This is a genomic window from Kineococcus rugosus, from assembly GCF_050871975.1.
GTDB lineage: Bacteria > Actinomycetota > Actinomycetes > Actinomycetales > Kineococcaceae > Kineococcus.
On sequence record NZ_JBJLSJ010000026.1, the window covers coordinates 43,963 to 61,176 of the forward strand.

At 72.8% G+C, this 17,214-nt stretch carries 17 protein-coding genes; 5 read left to right on the forward strand and 12 right to left on the reverse strand.

The annotated features are described in order from the left end of the window. Positions 1–24: 24 nt before the first annotated feature. The 8 genes from ACRYM6_RS15435 to ACRYM6_RS15470 are packed head-to-tail and all read right to left on the reverse strand — an operon-like array spanning position 25 to position 7,372. Entirely contained in the window at positions 25–894 is an 870-nt protein-coding gene (locus tag ACRYM6_RS15435) for a ThuA domain-containing protein (protein ID WP_432543770.1), read from the reverse strand. A gap of 50 nt (positions 895–944) precedes the next feature. Next, positions 945–1,361, reverse strand: a complete 417-nt coding sequence (locus ACRYM6_RS15440; protein ID WP_432543771.1) for a C-glycoside deglycosidase beta subunit domain-containing protein — start codon at positions 1,359–1,361, stop codon at positions 945–947. A 36-nt stretch (positions 1,362–1,397) separates the two neighbouring features. Then, the gene (locus ACRYM6_RS15445; RefSeq protein ID WP_432543772.1) at positions 1,398–2,168 is read right to left on the reverse strand and encodes a nuclear transport factor 2 family protein; all 771 of its coding nucleotides are present in this window, start codon (positions 2,166–2,168) and stop codon (positions 1,398–1,400) included. Next, positions 2,161–3,246, reverse strand: coding sequence for a sugar phosphate isomerase/epimerase family protein (locus tag ACRYM6_RS15450; protein WP_432543773.1), 1,086 nt, complete (start codon positions 3,244–3,246; stop codon positions 2,161–2,163). Before ACRYM6_RS15450 ends, ACRYM6_RS15445 begins: the two co-directional genes overlap by 8 nt. Next, positions 3,243–4,784 carry a GMC oxidoreductase gene (locus tag ACRYM6_RS15455; RefSeq protein ID WP_432543774.1) on the reverse strand — a complete coding sequence of 514 codons (1,542 nt, stop codon included), beginning with the start codon at positions 4,782–4,784 and terminating at the stop codon, positions 3,243–3,245. The genes ACRYM6_RS15450 and ACRYM6_RS15455 overlap by 4 nt, the downstream gene beginning before the upstream one ends. Next, a complete protein-coding gene (locus ACRYM6_RS15460) occupies positions 4,781–5,575 on the reverse strand; it encodes a TIM barrel protein (protein WP_432543775.1) in 795 nt (264 codons plus the stop codon). The genes ACRYM6_RS15455 and ACRYM6_RS15460 overlap by 4 nt, the downstream gene beginning before the upstream one ends. A gap of 47 nt (positions 5,576–5,622) precedes the next feature. Continuing rightward, entirely contained in the window at positions 5,623–6,459 is an 837-nt protein-coding gene (locus ACRYM6_RS15465) for a carbohydrate ABC transporter permease (RefSeq protein WP_432543776.1), read from the reverse strand. 1 nt (position 6,460) lies between these two features. Next, positions 6,461–7,372 (reverse strand): carbohydrate ABC transporter permease, encoded by a 912-nt coding sequence (locus ACRYM6_RS15470; RefSeq protein WP_432543777.1) that lies wholly within the window; start codon positions 7,370–7,372, stop codon positions 6,461–6,463. A 469-nt stretch (positions 7,373–7,841) separates the two neighbouring features. Between ACRYM6_RS15470 and ACRYM6_RS15475 the strand changes: the two genes are divergently transcribed. Then, entirely contained in the window at positions 7,842–8,777 is a 936-nt protein-coding gene (locus tag ACRYM6_RS15475; RefSeq protein ID WP_432543778.1) for a LysR family transcriptional regulator, read from the forward strand. 22 nt (positions 8,778–8,799) lie between these two features. On the opposite strand, the gene ACRYM6_RS15480 is transcribed toward ACRYM6_RS15475, so the two are convergent. From ACRYM6_RS15480 to ACRYM6_RS15490, 3 genes are all read right to left on the reverse strand, one after another. Next, positions 8,800–10,296: a C-glycoside deglycosidase beta subunit domain-containing protein gene (locus ACRYM6_RS15480; protein ID WP_432543779.1), complete on the reverse strand. Its 1,497-nt coding sequence runs from the start codon at positions 10,294–10,296 to the stop codon at positions 8,800–8,802. A gap of 31 nt (positions 10,297–10,327) precedes the next feature. Beyond that, the gene (locus ACRYM6_RS15485) at positions 10,328–11,629 is read right to left on the reverse strand and encodes a C-glycoside deglycosidase beta subunit domain-containing protein (RefSeq protein WP_432543780.1); all 1,302 of its coding nucleotides are present in this window, start codon (positions 11,627–11,629) and stop codon (positions 10,328–10,330) included. Positions 11,630–11,759: 130 nt separating this feature from the next. After that, positions 11,760–12,533: an IclR family transcriptional regulator gene (locus ACRYM6_RS15490; protein WP_432543781.1), complete on the reverse strand. Its 774-nt coding sequence runs from the start codon at positions 12,531–12,533 to the stop codon at positions 11,760–11,762. Between the two features lie 125 nt (positions 12,534–12,658). Here ACRYM6_RS15490 and ACRYM6_RS15495 point away from each other — a divergent pair, with 125 nt between their 5' ends. Genes ACRYM6_RS15495 through ACRYM6_RS15505 form a run of 3 tightly spaced genes read left to right on the forward strand, consistent with a single transcriptional unit; the run spans position 12,659 to position 15,178 of the window. Further along, positions 12,659–13,393, forward strand: a complete 735-nt coding sequence (locus tag ACRYM6_RS15495) for a CoA transferase subunit A (protein WP_432543782.1) — start codon at positions 12,659–12,661, stop codon at positions 13,391–13,393. Further along, positions 13,377–14,021 (forward strand): CoA transferase subunit B, encoded by a 645-nt coding sequence (locus ACRYM6_RS15500; RefSeq protein ID WP_432543783.1) that lies wholly within the window; start codon positions 13,377–13,379, stop codon positions 14,019–14,021. The genes ACRYM6_RS15495 and ACRYM6_RS15500 overlap by 17 nt, the downstream gene beginning before the upstream one ends. Beyond that, positions 14,018–15,178, forward strand: coding sequence for an acetyl-CoA C-acyltransferase (locus tag ACRYM6_RS15505; protein ID WP_432543784.1), 1,161 nt, complete (start codon positions 14,018–14,020; stop codon positions 15,176–15,178). The genes ACRYM6_RS15500 and ACRYM6_RS15505 overlap by 4 nt, the downstream gene beginning before the upstream one ends. A 6-nt stretch (positions 15,179–15,184) precedes the next feature. Here ACRYM6_RS15505 and ACRYM6_RS15510 read toward each other — a convergent pair whose 3' ends face one another. Continuing rightward, on the reverse strand, positions 15,185–15,934 hold the full coding sequence (locus tag ACRYM6_RS15510) for an IclR family transcriptional regulator (protein ID WP_432543785.1): 750 nt from the start codon (positions 15,932–15,934) through the stop codon (positions 15,185–15,187). Positions 15,935–16,004: 70 nt separating this feature from the next. Between ACRYM6_RS15510 and ACRYM6_RS15515 the strand changes: the two genes are divergently transcribed. Then, complete coding sequence (locus ACRYM6_RS15515) at positions 16,005–17,192, forward strand: 4-hydroxybenzoate 3-monooxygenase (RefSeq protein WP_432543786.1); 1,188 nt, start codon at positions 16,005–16,007, stop codon at positions 17,190–17,192. Positions 17,193–17,214 lie beyond the last annotated feature (22 nt).

A 17,214-nucleotide genomic window follows, 5' to 3' on the forward strand; every position in this document is an offset into this window, starting at 1 on the left:
TCCCCGTGCGGTTCCCCCGGAGCGTCAGCCCTCGCGGTTGTAGTACGGCCAGGGGTTGATGCGCCGGTCACCGCGACGGTCCGGCCCCGTCAGCGTGACCTTCCCGGTCGCGGCCCACTCGACGCCACGGGGGAACATGCGGATGAACTCGATGCGCCGGAAGGTGTCGATGTCGTGCCCGATGGTGATGGTGAAGGAGCGGCCGGCGCCGTACTCGTTGATCCACGCCATCGGCTGGTCGGTGTTCACCCCGGGCAGGCCGGAGATCCCCTCCGGCGGGATGTCCACGGGGTAGTGCGACATCGGCCACACCGGTGCCTTCTCGTACGCCTCCAGGTCGTCGAAGGTGGTCAGCAGCACCCGGGTGCCCTCGTACACCTCGACGCCGACGAGGATGTCGTCCCCGGTGACGGTCCAGGTCTCACTGATCCCCTCGGTGATCTCGTGCCGCGGCTCGGTCGTGCGCAGCAGCGCCTCGCCCCACGGGCGCGGGCGCAGCCCGCTCTTCACGCTGAGCTTGGCGCCCCGCATGACGTTGTACTCCTCCGGGTAGCCCCAGTCGTCCTCCTGGGCGGCGGACCCGTGGAACCAGACGATCCCCTTGCCCGCGTCGTGGACGAAGCGCAGCAGCGCCCGGTCGGTCTCCGCGCCGAACCCGACGGCCCGGTCGTGGTAGCCGTCGCGGCCCTCGAACACGACGAGCACCACGTCGTACTTGTCGATGACCTCGGAACCCAGCCCCCGGGGGTCCTCGACGACCCGGACGCGGAAGCGGCCGGTGTCCTCCAGCAGCGTCGTGAGCCACTGGTTGTGCTGGCGGAAGCTGCGGAACTCGTTGTCGTGCTCCCGGGTCATGTGGCCCGAGAGGATGAGCACGTCCAGGACGTCGGTCACGCGTGGTCCTCTCCGTCGAGCGGGTGGGTGGTCGGTGGTCGGGTGGTCGGTCAGGTCAGCACGACGGTGCGCTCGACCGGGACGCGGTTCGTGACGTAGCGGCCCGGCCCCCCGTCCCGACCCGGGGCGATCTGCATGTAGAGCAGCCGCATCGTGAGCACCACCTCGACGGTGAGCCGGCCGCCGGGCGGGGGGACCTCGTCGAGCAGCACGACCACGTCGGGGCGGTCGGCGAGGAACCACAGGGTGTCCCACTGCTCGGGGAGCTCCTCGACGCGGTAGCTGCGGCCGTTCAGCTCGAAGCGGACCCGGTCGGTGGGCACGTCGGCACCGTCGACCCGGACGGCGACGTCGGACACCGCCGACAGCCACAGGCTGCGGTACCAGGGGATCTGGATCGAGACCGCGATGCCGTCGGGCCGGCGCCGCACGTCGCGGTCGGAGAAGAGGGAGTTGTGGGTGGCCACGTCAGTCCTTCCGGGGGTCGTCGTCGCGGGAACCGGTCACCGGAAGGTGTCCTCGAAGACGTCGTACGGCGCCGGCGGGGCGGGTTCGAGCTTCTGCTGGGTCCGCGGGCTGTACGGGTGGTTGTGCTCGGGGGCCGGCTCGTCGGCGGGCGGCATGAAGACGGCCTTGCCGTCGTCGCCGAAGTACATGAGGTCGAGGTCGAAGGCGTGCTGGTTCTTCTCCCCGAAGCTGACCCAGTTCTCCTCGAACGGGGCCCGCGCCAGCTCGTAGCACCGGAACTTCCAGATCTTCCACTCACCGCGCTGCTTGATGAAGTCCACGGCGTACTTGCACCACACCCAGTGCGCCCAGACCTTCTTCCCGTCGACCAGACCGGGCGAGTACATGTAGTCGGGACTGTCCTTCGCGACCTCCGGGTCGGTCAGCCCGGACTCGGTGCCGGCCATGATCCAGACGCCCTTGGCCGTCTCGTCACTGCCGACCTCGATGACCGGGGTGGTCGTGGCGTGCAGGATCAGCTTCCCGGTGGGGGTGGGGCGGCCCTGGTGGTAGCGGATGATGCTGTCGTAGTCGACGTACTGCCCGGCGTTGGTGTAACGGGCCCGCATGCCCGGGGTGCCGCGCTCGGCCCACAGCGGGATGATCTGCTCGTCCTGGAAGGCGTTGTGCAGGAACATGTAGCGGTTGAAGAGGTTCTCCACCTCCCCGCGGTCCTTGGCCAGGCGCGCCACGTGGCGGACCTCGGCGAGCTCCACGGTGAGCGCTTCGACCTGCTTCTTCAGGTCGTCGAGGACGGTGTCAGTCACGGGCCTGGTCTCCTTCGGTGCGGTCGGCGACGGCGTCCTCGACGGCGCGGCGCATGAGGGCGTGCTGCTTGACGACGAGGTCGACGGGGTCGGCCTCGCCGAGGTCGGAGAAGGCGTGGCCCTCCCACTCGCTGGACAGGTACCCGCGGTACCCGCCCCGGACGAACTGCCGGACGATGTCGGGGATGTCCATCGCCGGTTCCTGGCCGTCGGCGCCGATGTCGTAGAACTTGGCGTGCACGTGGACGATCTGCGGCATGATGTCCAGCCACTCGCGCGTCGGCACGAGGCCGTGCATGTTGAAGGCCAGGCGGGTGAAGGGGCCGAGCCGGGCGAAGTCGAAGCCCTCGGAGGTGAGGAAGTCCTCGAACTCCTGGTTGCGGACGTGCATCGGCGCGGGTTTGCGCCAGATCTCGTCCATGACGCCGAAGTACGCCTCCGGCATCCCCATCTGCCGCAGCGTGCGCAGCAGGGTGGGCGACAGGCTGTGCATGGTGGAGGAGAAGTCGGCGGTGAACCCCAGCCGGTCGCTGCCCAGCTCGTCGTAGACCTCGCGGATGCCGAGCACCGCGGGGTCGTTCGGGCCGGACGGGGCGTGGATCTCGTAACCGAGCTTCTGGTCGTACTCCTCGGCCAGCGGCAGCAGGCGGCGCAGCAGCTCCTTGCCCGCCGACCGGATGACGACGGTGCGGAACCCGAGGGTGTGCGCGGTCTTGAGCTGGCGGGCGAGGAAGTCGTACTCCTCGTCCGGGGTCATGTCGCGGTCCGGGCGCCGGCCCATGTCGAGGTTCGTGCCCACGGCGCTGGGCCGCAGGTCGTGCTTGTCCAGGGTGTCGAACCACAGCCGGACGAAGTCGGTGTCCACGTCGGGGTACGTCCGCAGCATCTGCGCGATGTTGAACTCGATGCCCGGCCCGATCCCGGCCTCGGCGACCGCGGTGATGAGCGTCTCGGGCGTGTACTGCCCGGCCGCGAACTCGCTGGTCAGCGAGTACAGGGTCGTCCCGAGCTCGATGCCCGTGCCGGCGATGCCGGGGCCGGCGGTGGTCGTGGTGCTGGTGCTGGTGCTGGTGCTCACGCGTCCTCCTCGTCGTGGTGGTCGAGCCGGGCGGCGATGACCCGGGCCCCGCGCACGGCCAGCGCGACCGACGTCAGGGTGGGGTTGCAGGCCGTCGCCGTGGGGATGACGCCGTTGCCCGCGACGAACAGCCCCCGGACCGACCAGACCTCGCTGTCGGGGCTCGCGACGCTGCGGCCGTCGTCGCTCGCACCGGCCCGGGTGGTGCCCTGGTAGTGCAGCGAGGAGCCGAGCGGCAGCACGAACGGGGCGTCCCCCAGCGGCTCCCCCACCGCGCGACCCAGGCGCACGATCTCCTCGCAGGCCCGGTCCAGGACCTTCTGGTCCTCACCGGTCAGGGTGTAGTGCACCCGGATGGCGGGCAGGCCGTAGGGGTCGGTGACCTCGTCGTCGAACTCGAGCCGGTCGCTCTCCTGCAGGTCCTTGGCGCAGAAGAACCCCAGCCCCACGACGGTCCCCGGCAGCACCGGGTCGTCGTCGGCCAGCGGGACCGGTGAGGCGTCGAGCTGCATGACCTGACCGTGGAAGGGCAGGTCGTCGGTGAACGGCACCCAGCTCACCCCGCTGCTGGCGCTCAGCCCGACGTGCGGCGGGGTCGCGGGGGGCGCGTCGGCCGGGTCGACTCCGGTGAGGCGGGCGGCGAACACGACCTGGGTCTGGTCGTTGAGGTACCGGCCCAGCGCGGCGGGCCGCACCCCGGAGGCCCACAGCAACTGCGGGGTCCGCAGCGCGTCGCCGGCGACCACCACGTACCGGGCCCGGACGGTCGAGGATTCCCCGGTGCGCACGTCGCGCACGACGACCCCCGCCGCCCGGCCGTCCTCGACGAGCACGCGGGAGACGTGCGACTCCGCGAACAGGGTGAACCGCGGGTTCCGCCGCGTCGGCTCCCCCAGGACCACGTCCGACCCGGACCACACCAGCGCGCCGTCGGGACGGCGGTGCACCGCCAGCGGCATCCGCTGCACCCGCGAGGGCGCGGCGCGCCCCTCGTCGACGGCCCGCGCGAGCCGGGCGCGGACGACGTCGGCGTACACCGACCCGTCGAAGGCGTCGGTGGTGACGCCCAGCAGCCGCTCGGCCTCGGTGAGCAGCTCGTCGAGGTCGGGCAGGAAGTCGATCCGCTCCGACCCTCCCGGCCGGGGGCAGGCGGCGGTCCAGTGCGCGGCCATGCCGCCGACGTTGCTGGACATCGCCGCGACCGGCAGCCCGTCCTCGCCGGGGAAGGCGTACCCGTCGGGCAGCAGGAAGGTCCCCGGCCGGGCCCGGCGCTCCCCGCTGCGCACCGCACCCGGGGAGTCGACGGTCGCCGCCCCGGCGCCGGGACCCTCGGAGGCGCGCTGGGCGCGTTCGCGCGCGGTCTGGTCGGCGATGTTCTTGACGTGCGCCCCGGGCGGGTCGGTCACGACCGGGCCGGCCTCGAACATCGCCACGGTCGCGTGCGGGGCGCGCTCGCTGAGGACCCGGGCGTAGGCCGCACCGGTCGGCCCGCTGCCGACGACCGCGACGTCGACCTCGTCCGGGTAGCGCCCGCTCATGCCTGCGCCGCCACCCGCCGGATCAGCTCCACCGAGGCGGTGGACTCCTGCGTCGGGTAGTACTCCAGCCCGATCGGGCCGTCGTACCCGGCGCCGCGCAGCAGGCCGAGCCGTTCGGTCCAGTCCAGCTCACCCGCACCGGGTTCACCGCGCCCCGGGGCGTCGGCGACCTGGACGTACTGCACCAGGTCCCCCGCCGCGGCCAGCTCGGCGGCCATGTCCTCGCCCTCGACGGCCGAGTGGTAGACGTCGTAGAGGATGCCGAACGCGGGCGAGTCGACCTGCCGGGCCACGTACGCGGACTCGGCCGTGCGGTCGAGCAGGGACCCGGGGTGGTCGACGCGGACGTTGACCGCCTCCAGCACGAGGTGCACTCCGGACCCGTCGATCTGGGTGACGGCCTTGCGGTAGATCTCGGCGAGGTCGTCGAGCTGGGTCTGCCGCTTGGCCCCGCCGAAACCGGTGCCGCTGCCGACGACGATGCGCCGGTTGCCGAGCTCCTGGGCGATGCGCACGCCCTCGTCGAGCTTGCGGTAGAACTCCGAGTGGTCACGCGGGGGGATCATGAACTGGGTGCGCGGCTCGGCGAGCTGGGCGACCAGCGAGACGCCGGTCTCCTCCAGCGCGGCTTTGAGGGCCGGGAGGTCCTTGGGCTTGGCGGGGGCGTCGACCCCCGTCGGCCCCCACATCTCCACGGCGTCGAAACCGGCGGCCGCGGCGGCCCGGACCCTGTCGTGGTAGTCGCCGGCTTCGGTGAACAGGAGCTCGATGTTGGGCGCGAGTCGGTACACGGGACGTCCTTGTCGGTCGGTCGATCAGCAGGGGGACAGGAGCACGGTCAGCCCTTCAGGCCGCCGGCGAACCCCTGGATGAAGCGCTTCTGCGCGAAGAGGTAGAAGGCGAGGATCGGGATCATGGAGATGATGACGATCGCGAAGATCTGGTTCCACTGCGAGACCAGCGAGCCGATGTAGTAGTACATCGCCACCGGCAGGGTCTGCGCCGTGGAGCCGCCCAGGAAGATGAGGGAGGTGAAGAAGTCGTTCCAGACGATGAGCCCGGCGAGGATCGAGACGGTGCCGGTGGCCGGGGCCATGAGCGGGAGCACGATGCGGAAGAAGATCTGCGTCCGGCTGGCCCCGTCGATCGTCGCGGCCTCCTCGTAGTTGGTCCCCAGCCCCCGGAAGAACCCGGCGTAGATGAAGATGGCCAGCGGCATGAGCATCCCGCTGTAGAGGACCACCATGCCCCACGCCGACCCGGTCAGCCCGAGCGTGCGGGCTCCGATGTACAGCGGGACGGTGCCCAGCTGCGTCGGCAGGACGATGGCGATGAGGAACAGGTAGTACACCGCCCGGCTCCAGCGGCGCGCGGTGCGGGCGATGACGTACCCGGTGAGGGCACCGAGCAGGACCATCACGAGGATGCTGCCGGCGGTGATGATCACGCTGTTCACCAGGCCGAGCAGGACGTTGCTCTGCCCGGTCGCGCTGAGCACCCGGGAGAAGTTGCTGAGCGTGGGCTCGCCCGGCGGGGCCAGGGCCGGGGTGGTGAAGACCTCCTGGTCCGACTTCAGCGCGATCGACACGACCAGGTAGAAGGGGGCCAGGTAGACCAGGGCGATGAGCCAGGTCCCCGCCTCGCGCAGCGCCGACAGCTTCGTGTAGCGGAACACGTCAGTCCTCCCTGTTCCCCTGGGTCACGCGCTGCTGGACGACCGCGAAGACCAGGATGATGAGCGTGAGCACGAGAGCGAGGGCGGCGCCGTACCCGAAGTTGCCCAGCGAGAACGCCTGCTTGTACACCTCGGTCGCCAGCGTGGCGGTCGCGTCGGCCGGTCCCCCGCCGGTGAGGGCCATGATCTGGTCGAAGATGCGCAGGCCGTTGACGAGGCCGAGCGTGGTGGCGATGGCCACCGCCGGGCGGATCGCGGGGAACACGATGTTCCAGAACCGCTGCCAGAGCCCGGCGCCGTCGATCGCGGCGGCCTCCTCGATCTCGACGGGCACCGCGGCCAGGCCGGCCATGTAGATGACCATCGAGAACCCGATGTTCTGCCACACCACGACCACGAGGATGGTCCAGATCGCGAACTGCGGGTCGGCCAGCCAGGGACGGGTGAGGCTCTCGAGGCCGACGGCGCGCAGCACCACGTTCAGGGGGCCGTCGAACTGGAAGATGTACTTCCAGATGTAGGAGGTCGCCAGCGGGCTGAGGACCACCGGCATGAAGAACAGCGTCCGCAGGACGTACCGGCTCTTGAGCACCCGGTTCAGGTTCACCGCGATGGCCAGGCCCGCGACGTTGGACAGGATGACCGACCCGAGGGCCAGCAGCAGGGTGTTCCCCAGCGCGTGCAGCTTCGCGGGATCGCTGAAGATCTCCTGGAAGTTCTCCAGGCCGATCCACTGGAACGACCCGATGCCGGACCAGTCGGTGAACGCGAACACACCGCCGGCGGTGGTCGCGGCGTAGTGGATGGCCACGACCAGGACGATGCCGGGCAGCGCCCACCACCAGTGGCCGTAGCCCAGGCCGGCGGTCCGCCGGCCGCGGGCCCGGTCGCCGGCCGAGCCCGGGCCGGTCACGCCCGCGGTCCCCGGGTTCTGCGTCACTGACATCCCGTCGCCTCGCCCTCCGTCGTGCCGACCGGCGCGGGGGGTGTCCTCCCGCACTTCGGGGGCGCTCACGCGCTCCACGCCGCGTCCTCCGGCCGCAGTCCGCCCCGCGCGACGAGCCGCCCGTCCGAGGGCGGGACGGCCGGGACGGGGGAGGCGGTGGGCGCTGCCCACCGCTGCGGGGATCGACGCTGACGTGCCATGTCCAGCCTCTCTGACGTCGTCGTCGGCGCTCGTCGTCGAGCACCTGCTGTACCCGGTCATCATGACCGCCATGTGCTGGATATGCACATAAGTCTTGCCGATGCCGGACATAAGCCGCAGCCGGATCCGGCCGACCGGGGCACGGGCGTCGAGGAGGGGGCCGACGGTGCGTATCGTCGCCGTCGATGCGCCACCCGACCGCCCGTGCGCGCCGAGGAAGCCGAGGAGACGACCCGTGGCCGACCACGCCCAGCTAGCCCGCCTCGACCTCAACCTCCTGGTCGCGCTCGACGCCCTGCTGACGGAGAAGAGCGTCACCCGCGCCGCCGAGCGCCTGGTGCTGAGCCAGCCCGCGCTGAGCGCCTCGCTGGGCCGGCTGCGCCACCACTTCGGCGACCAGATCCTCGCCCGCCGCGGGAACACCTACGAGCTGACGCCCTTCGCCGTCCGCCTCAGCGAGCACACCTCGACGGCCCTGGAGGCGGCCCGCCGGGTGTTCGAGAGCCAGGCGAACTGGTCCCCGGACGAGTCCACCCGCGAGTTCTCGGTCTACGGCTCCGACTACGGGTTCGTCACCGTCGGGCGGGTCGTGTCGCGGCTCGCCGCCGAGCGCGCCCCGGGGGTCCGGTTGCGCTTCATGCTGCACAACCCCTCCATCGTCGAGGACGCCGCGACGCGGCTGCGCTCGGTCGACGCCATGGTCATCCCGCACGGCCACCTGTCCGAGCTGCCGTTCCTCGACCTCTGGCGCGACGGGTGGGTCGCCATCGTCGCCGAGGAGCACACCCCGCCGGGCGGCGCGCTGACGATGGCCGACATCGAGCAGCGGCCGTGGGTGCTGACCTACCAGTCGGCCACGGCGTTCACCTCCGCCGCCCGGCAGGTCCAGCAGCTCGGCGTCGAACCGCGCATCGAGGTGGTCGTGGAGAGCTTCCTGGCCCTGGCGCACTTCGTGGCCGGCACGCGGCGCATCGGCCTGGTCCAGGAGTCGCTGGTCCCGGTGGTCTCGGCCGTGCCGGGGGTGCGCACGGCGACGCTGCCGTTCGACGCCACCCCCATCGTCAACGCCGTGTGGTGGCACCCGGTGCACGCCCGCGACCCCGAGCACGCCTGGCTGCGGGGGCTGTTCGAGGAGGCCGGGGCGATCGTCCACGAGACGGTGCGGGGCTGACCCGCGGACGACCGCACCGCGCTCAGACCGGCGCGCCCTGCCGCACCGCGGCCCGGATCAGGTCGTGCTGGCGGCGGACGAGCAGCAGCGGGTCCACCTCGCCGAGCTCGGCGAAGGCGTGCCCCTCCCACTCGCTCGACCAGTACCCGCGGTACCCGCCCTCGACGAACACCCGCACCAGTTCGGGGTAGTCGATGGCCGGCTCCTGCCCGGACTCGTCGATGTCGTAGAACTTGGCGTGCACGTGCAGGATCTGCGGCATGATGTCGGCCCACTCGCGGGGGTCGACGTGGCCGTGCATGTTGAAGGCCAGGTGCGCGAACGACCCCAGCCGGCCCGGGTCGAAGTCCCGCGACCGCAGGTACCCGATGAACTCCTCCTGGCGCTCGCGCATCGGGGCGTCGGTCGCCCAGACCTCCTGCAGGCGCGCCACGGCCCCGTCGTCCAACCCCGCCCGGCGCACGGCCCGCAGGAGGGTCGGCGACATCGCCCGCATCGTGGAGGAGAAGTCCGCCACGAAGCCCAGCAGCGGCGAGTCGAGTTCGTCGTAGGTCTCCCGGACCCGCAGGATCGGCTCGGAGTTCGGGCCCATCGGGGCGTGGATCTCGTAGGCCAGCCGGAGGTCCAGCTCCTCGGCCACCGGCAGCAGCCGCCGCAGCAGGGCCGGCTTGGCGCTCTGGATGCGCACCAGCGGGAAACCGAGCCGCTTCGCGCCGTGCAGCATGAGCTCGCTGAACTCGAACTCCTCGTCGGGGGTCATGTCGCGGTCGCGACGGCGGCCCATGTCGAGGTTCGCCCCGAACGAGCTGGCCGTGAACCCGTGCCGGTCGAACGCGGAGCGCCAGGAAGCGACGAACTCCTCGGAGACCACCGGGTACGTCGGCAGGACCTGCGAGGCGACGATCTCGATGCCCGGGCCGATGCCGAGCTCGGCGACGCGGTCCAGCAGGCCGTCGAAGTCGTACCAGCCCGCGCGGAACTCCGCGCTGGCCGAGTAGAGGGTCAGCCCGAGCCGGAACGGGTCGGAGTCCGCGGCCGGCGGTGGCGGCGGGACGTCGGAGACCGTCGCCGCGGCCGGGGCGTCCCGGTCGGTGACCGTCAGGGCGAAGGCCTGGCGCACGTGGTTGGGGACGTAGACCCCCGGGCCGCCGGCCTGGCCCGGGGCGATCTGCATGTACGGCAGCCGCAGTTCCCCGGCGACCTCGACCTCGTGCTGCTCCCCCGGCGCCACGGGGGTGTCGCGGCGGACGACGAGAGAGGGGTGGTCCTGCAGGAACCACAGCGTCCCGCTCTGCGCGGGCAGGTCGGCCAGGGCGTAGCGGGTACCGCCCAGGTCGAGGGTGAGGTCGTCCTGCGGCACCTCGGCGCCGTCGACGGTGACCCGCAGCGACGTCACGCTGGACAGCCACAGGCTGCGGTACCAGGGCAGGGTCAGCCGGAGCGCGAGGCCGTCGGGGTGCGGGCGCAGGCTGTCGCGGGCGATGAGCCCGTTGGGGGCGGTGGTCTCCTGGAAGGGCACGGGGTTCTCCGGTGGCTGGGAACGGCGCGGGTCAGAGCCGGTCGGCGATCTGGCGCATCAGGGAGTGCTGGCGGCGCACCTGCTCGATCGAGCGCCACGGGGTCCGCTCCCCCTCGTACTCGCTGGACAGGTACCCCGTGTAGCCGGCGTCGCGCAGCGCGCGCAGGACCGGTTCCCAGGGGATCTGCTGGTCGACGAGGTCGTCGTCGATGTCGTGGAACTTGGCCTGGATGAAGACGACGTGCTCGATGATCCGGGCGACGTCGGCGGGGTCGACGCCGATGCCGTCGAGGAAGGCGGGGCGCGTCTCGCGCGTCTCGCCCTCGCGCAGCGGGATCGGGCGGTCCTGGAAGATGCCGGTGTCGAGCAGGATGCCGAAGTGCTTGGTCCCGGTCCGCTCGATCAGCTCCACGTACCCGTCCACGACCTCGTGCCGGATGGGGGTCGGGGAGTGGATCTCGGGGCAGATCACGACGTCGAGCTCGGCGGCCAGCGGCAGCGAGCGCTCGACGACCTCGGTCCAGATCGGGTGCGGGACGAGGTCGCTCGTGACAACCCCGATCTTGGGCCGCACGAACCGGAACCCGAGGCGCTTGGCCAGCCGCAGGTCCCGCTGCAGCGCGGCGGCCCCCTCCTCGACCGTCATGTCCCGGCCGTCCGGTCCGCTGGAGTGCAGGCGGGTGTCGATCCAGGAACCGTAGTTCGTGGGTTCGAGGCCGTAGCGCTCCAGCAGGGTGAACCACTCGTCCACCCACGCCTGCGGCGGGTCGGGGTAGTTCGGGACGTGTCCCTCCCCCAGGATCTCGACGCCGGTGGCGCCGAGGTCGGCGATGGAGCGCAGGGCCGACTCCAGGTCCAGCGTGGTGCCGTAGTCGCCCATGAAGCTGTAGAGCGAGACGCCGTACGTGAACGGCGCCCCCACCGCTTCGGGGGACAGGGTGACGTGCTTGGTGACGACGTACCGGCTGGGCTGGTGCTCGGCCGGGATGTAGGACATCCGCAGGCGCAGGTCGATCGTCAGCTCGTGGACCCCGTCGGGCAGCCCGCCCGGCAGCGGCACGGTGATGACGGCGGCGTCCTCCAGCGGCCACCGCAGGCCGTCGCTCGCCCACAGCTCCTCGAGGGTGTACGTGCCGCCCTGCAGCGTCCAGCGCGGCACCTCGGGCGCGACGTCGACGAGGCCGGGGACGCGGACCCCGATGCCGTCGACGAGGGAGGCCGCCATGCCCCGGTAGGAGGGCATCCGGACGCGGAACTGGAACCCGGTGACCTCACCACCCTCGCGGACGTTGCGGAACCCGACGGACTGGATGAGGTCTCTCTCGAGAAGCATCGGTGCTCACTCCCTGGTGGTGGTCGGGACGGGTGAGCCGCAGACGACTCCGTCCCGGTCCTGAAACTACCAGCTCTCAGTCGGAATCCGACATAAGTCTTGTCGATGCGCGCATCCGCCGTCCCGATCCTCACGGCCGCCCCCGCCCGCCGGCCAGCAGCGACAGCTCGTGGGCGTGGGCCAGCAGTTCCCGCCCCAGCTCCGCCTGCCGCGGGCCCGCCAGCCGCGGCTCGATGCCGGTGACGCTCAGGGCCCAGGTCGCCCGCCCCGACGCCTCCACGACCGGCGCCCCGATCCCCCAGCTGCCCTCGACCAGCAGCCCGGGGTTCACCGCGAAACCCCGCCGGACCGTCTGGCGCAGGCGGCGGCGCACGTCCTCCTCGCCGTGCCCGGGGAACCGCGCCCCGAGGTCGGGGTGGCGCCGGAAGTAGTCCCCGACCTCCCCGTCCGGCGCGAACGCCAGGAACACCAGCCCCGCCGAGGCCACCCCCAGCGGCAGCCGGATGCCCTCGTGCAGGACGTACGAGCGCACCGGGAAACTGCCCTCCTCGGCGAGCAGGCACACCGACTCGTCCCCGCGGCGCACCGACAGGAACACGCTCTCGCCGGTGCGGGCGGCCAGCGACCGCGCCACCGGCCGGGCCGTCGCCACCACGTCGAAGCGGGCCGAGGCGGCGGTGCCGAAGATGAACAGCTCCGGGCCGGTGATCCAGTTCCCCGCCGCGTCCTGGTCCAGCAGCCCCTCGCGCCGCAACGCGCTCAGCAGCCGGTGGGCGGTGCTGCGCGTCAGGCCCGACGCCTCCACGACCGCCGCCGTGGGGACTCCCCCCGGTGTCGCGGCCACGATGCGCAGCAGCGCGGCGACCCGGCTGACGACCTGCGTCCCGGACGGGGTGTCCACCATGTGGTCAGTATCGCCCCGACTGCCCACATCGTGGGACGACGGGTGCGGGTCCGGGGCGCGGCCCTTCCGCCCCGGCCGGGCGCGGGCGCAGGCTGCGACGAGCACGACCGACCCAGGAGGAGCCCATGACCACGACCCCCCACCCGGCGGCGGACGCCCTCGGGGCGCGGCTGCGCGACGGCATGACCCTGGCCGTCGGCGGCTTCGGCCTGTGCGGCGTCCCCTACGACCTCGTCGAGGTGGTCCGCGACAGCGGGGTCCGCGGCCTCACGGTCGTCTCGAACAACCTCGGCGTCGACGGCCGGGGTCTGGGCCTGCTGCTGGAGAACGGGCAGATCGACCGCGTGCTCGCCTCCTACGTCGGGGAGAACAAGCTGTTCGCGCGCCGCTACCTCGACGGCGAGCTCGACGTCGAGTTCGTCCCGCAGGGCACCCTGGCCGAGCGGCTGCGGGCCGGCGGCGCCGGCATCCCCGCCTTCTACACCGCCACCGGCGTGGGCACCGTCGTCGCCGAGGGCAAGCCCACCGCCGAGTTCGACGGCCGCCGGTACGTCCTGGAGCGGGCGATCCGGGCCGACGTCGGCCTCGTCCACGCCCACCTGGCCGACCCGGCCGGGAACCTGCGGTACCGGCGCACCGCGCAGAACTTCAACCCGCTGGTGGCCGCGGCGTCCGCGTTCACCGTCGTGGAGGCCGAGACGGTGCGGGCCGAGCCCTTCGACCCCGACGACGTCGTGACGCCCGGCATCTTCGTCGACCTCGTCGTCCCCACCACCCGGCGCAGCGAGTTCGAGCAGCGCAACACCCGACCCCGACCGGACCTGCGACACGAGAGCGAAGCCCATGCCCTGGACGCGTGAGGAGATGGCCGCCGTGGCGGCCCTGGAACTGCACGACGGCGACCACGTGAACCTCGGGATCGGCATCCCGACCCTGGTCGCCAACCACCTCCCGCCCGGGGTGCGCGTCACCCTGCACAGCGAGAACGGCCTGCTGGGGACCGGCCCCTTCCCCTACGAGGGTGAGGAGGACGCCGACCTCATCAACGCCGGGAAGCAGACCGTGACGGCGCTCCCGGGGGCGTCGGTGTTCGACTCCGCGACGTCCTTCGCGATGATCCGCGGCGGCCACATCGCCGTCGCGGTCCTCGGGGCCCTGCAGGTCTCGGTCCACGGCGACCTCGCGAACTGGCAGGTGCCCGGGAAGATGGTCAAGGGCATGGGCGGCGCCATGGACCTCGTCGCCGGGACGCGCCGCGTCGTCGTGGTCATGGACCACACGGCCAAGGACGGTTCGGCCAAGGTCGTGCCGGAGTGCACGCTGCCGCTCACCGGCGCCGGGGTCGTGGACCGCGTCATCACCGACCGCGCCGTCCTCGACTGCGGCCCGGACGGCCTGACCCTGGTCCGCACCGCCCCCGGGGTGAGCGTCGAGGAGCTGCGCGCGGTCACCGCCCCGTTCACGGTCGGCGCCGGGGTCGCGGCGTGAGCGTCCTGCTCGGCTACGCCCGCACCCCCTTCGCCCGGTTCAACGGCGCGTTGGCGACCGTCCCGGCGACCGTCCTGGGCGGGTGCGCGATCACCGCGGCGTTGCAGCGCAGCGGGATCGGGCCGGCGGACGTCGACGCGGTGGTCGCCGGCCAGGTCCTGCAGGCCGGCGCGGGGCAGAACCCGGCCCGGCAGGCCGCCGTCGGGGCCGGCATCGGGCTGGACGTCCCGGCGACCACGGTGAACTCGGTGTGCCTGTCCGGGACGGAGGCGGTGGTCTGGGCCCACCGGCTCATCGGCAGCGGGGAGGCGTCGGTCGTCGTCGCGGTCGGCCAGGAGTCGATGTCCCTGGCCCCGCACGCCTGGGTCGGGGCCCGCGCCGGGCGCGCCTTCGGCCCCGCCACCCTCCTGGACACGGTGGAGCACGACGGCCTGACCGACGCCTTCGACCGGACCGCGATGGGCCTGGGCACCGACCTCGGGAACGAGCGGCTGGGCATCGGCCGCGCCGAGCAGGACGCCTGGGCCGAGCGCTCGCACCGCCTCGCCGCGGCCGCCGCCGACCTGCTCGCGCAGGAGGTCGTGCCCGTCGAGGTCCCCGGCCGCCGCGGGCCCACGACGGTCGCCCACGACGACGGCGTCCGCCCCGACACCACCGCGCAGCGGCTGGCCGCGCTGCGCCCGGCGTTCCGCCCCGACGGCACCGTCACCGCGGGCAACGCCTCCCAGATCACCGACGGCGCCGCCGCCGTCGTCCTGGTCAGCGAGGAGTTCCGCGCCGCGCGCGACCTGCCCGGCCTGGCCGACGTCGTCGGGCACGCCGTCGTCGCCGGACCCGACACCCTGCTGCACTCCCAGCCGGCCCGGGCCGTCGCCCGGGCGCTGGAGCGCGCCGGCCTCACCGTCGCCGACCTCGCCGCGCTGGAGGTCAACGAGGCGTTCGCCTCGGTCGTCGTGCAGTCCCTGCGCGACCTCGGCGTCGACCCCGAGGTCGTCAACCGGCACGGCGGCGCGATCGCCCTGGGCCACCCGATCGGTGCCTCCGGCACCCGCACCACCGGCCACCTGGCCCGCACCCTGGAACCCGGCCGGCTCGGCGCCGCGGCCATCTGCGGCGGCGGCGGTCAGGGCGCCGCGGTGCTGCTGCGGGGCCGCTGACCGGCCTCACCCCCGCAGTTCGCGCGAGAGGCCGGCGGCGGCGACCGACAGCGCGGCGACCAGCCGCGGCCGCTCCCGGCGCAGCGAGGCCACCACGAGGCCGAGGGCGGCGACGACCTGGCCGTCCGGTCCGCGCACCGGGACCGCGACCGAGGCGTTGGCGAGGTCCATCTCCCCGTGCGTGCTCGCGAACCCGTCCCGGCGGACCTGGGCGAGCTGACGGGCCAGCACCGCCGGGGACGTGATGCTGTACGCGGTGACGCGGGTCAGCTCGGCCAGGACCCGCTGCTGCACGTCGGCGGGGGCGTGGGCCAGCAGCACCTTCCCGACCCCCGTGGTGTGCAGCGGCAGCCGCGCCCCGACGCGGCTGACGACGGGGACGGCGTCGACGCCCGCGAGCCGGTCCAGGTACAGCACCCGGTCGCCGTCGCGCTCGGCCAGGTGGACCGTGGCGCGGGTCGCGGCCTGCAGGTCCTGCAGGAACGGCGCGGCGACGTCGCGCAGGTCCGTCTGCACGGGCGCCAGCAGGCCCAGGTCCCAGACCCGCCGGCCCACCACGTACTCCCCGCCGTCGCGACGTTCCAGGAAACCCGCGGCGACCAGGCGCCGCACGATCCGCAGCGCCGTCGGCGCCGGCAGGTCGCACCGCTGCGCCAGGTCCGCCAGCCGCAGCCGCCGGTGGTCGGGATCGAACGCCAGCAGCACCCGCACCGTGCGGTCGACCAGCGACGCCCCGGGGACCGAACCACCTGCCACCCGGTCAGCGTATTCCACTCAGTGGCACCTCCCGCTTCCGGAACCGGGGACGCCGCCGTAGGTTCGGCCCATGACGAGGACGTCGACACAGGTCGCCGTGGTCGGCGGCGGCCCGGCCGGGCTCATGGCCTCCCACCTGCTGCACCGCGCCGGCATCGAGACCGTGGTCCTGGACCACCGCGAGGTGCGCGAGATCGAGACCACCCACCGGGCCGGGATCCTCGAGCGCGACAGCGTGCGGCTGCTCACCGAGACCGGCGTGTACTCCCCCGGCGCCGAGCGGGTCCTCACCCACGGCGACCGCCACGGCGGCATCGACCTGCGCTTCGGCGGCCGCTCGCACCGCGTGGACTTCGAGCGCCTGGTCGGGGCGTCGGTGTGGCTCTACCCGCAGACCGAGGTGTTCTCCGACCTGCACCGCGCCCGCACCCGCGACGGCGGCGACCTGCGGTACGGCGTCCGCGACGTGCAGGTGCACGACGTGCTGGGCACCCCCCGGGTGACGTTCACCGGCGCCGACGGTTCCCCGCACGAGGTGACCGCCGAACTGGTCGTCGGCGCCGACGGTTCCCGCAGCGCCTGCCGCGACCTGGTCGAACCCCGCACCCGCTCCTCCCGCGAGTACCCGTTCGCCTGGTTCGGCATCCTCTGCGAGGCCCCCAAGAGCGCCCCCGAACTCGTCTACACGCGTTCCGACCGGGGTTTCGCGCTCATCAGCCAGCGCACGGAGTCGGTGCAGCGCATGTACTTCCAGTGCGACCCGGGTGAGGACCCGGGCGCCTGGTCCGACGCCCGGATCTGGGACGAGCTGCAGACCCGACTGGCCGGGGAGGACGGTTTCTCCCTCGTCGAGGGGCCCGTCATCGACCGGTCCGTCCTGCCCTTCCGCAGCTTCGTGCAGACCCCGGTGCGCCACGGGAACCTGCTGCTGGCCGGCGACGCCGCGCACACCGTCCCCCCGACCGGCGCCAAGGGGCTGAACCTGGCGCTGGCCGACGTCCGCGTCCTGGCCGAGGTCGTCGAGCGCGCGCTGGGGAAGAAGGACCCGGACCTGCTCGACGAGTACGCCGACCGCGCGCTGGCCCGGGTGTGGAAGGCCCAGCACTTCTCCTACTGGATGACGACGATGCTGCACCGCTCCGCCAGCGACACCGACTTCGACGAGGCGCGCCAGCTCGGCGAGCTGAACTCCCTGGTCTCCTCCGAGGCCGGTTCCACCTACCTGGCCGAGGGGTACACGGGATGGCCCGCGCGATGAACGAGACCGTGGACGAGACGCG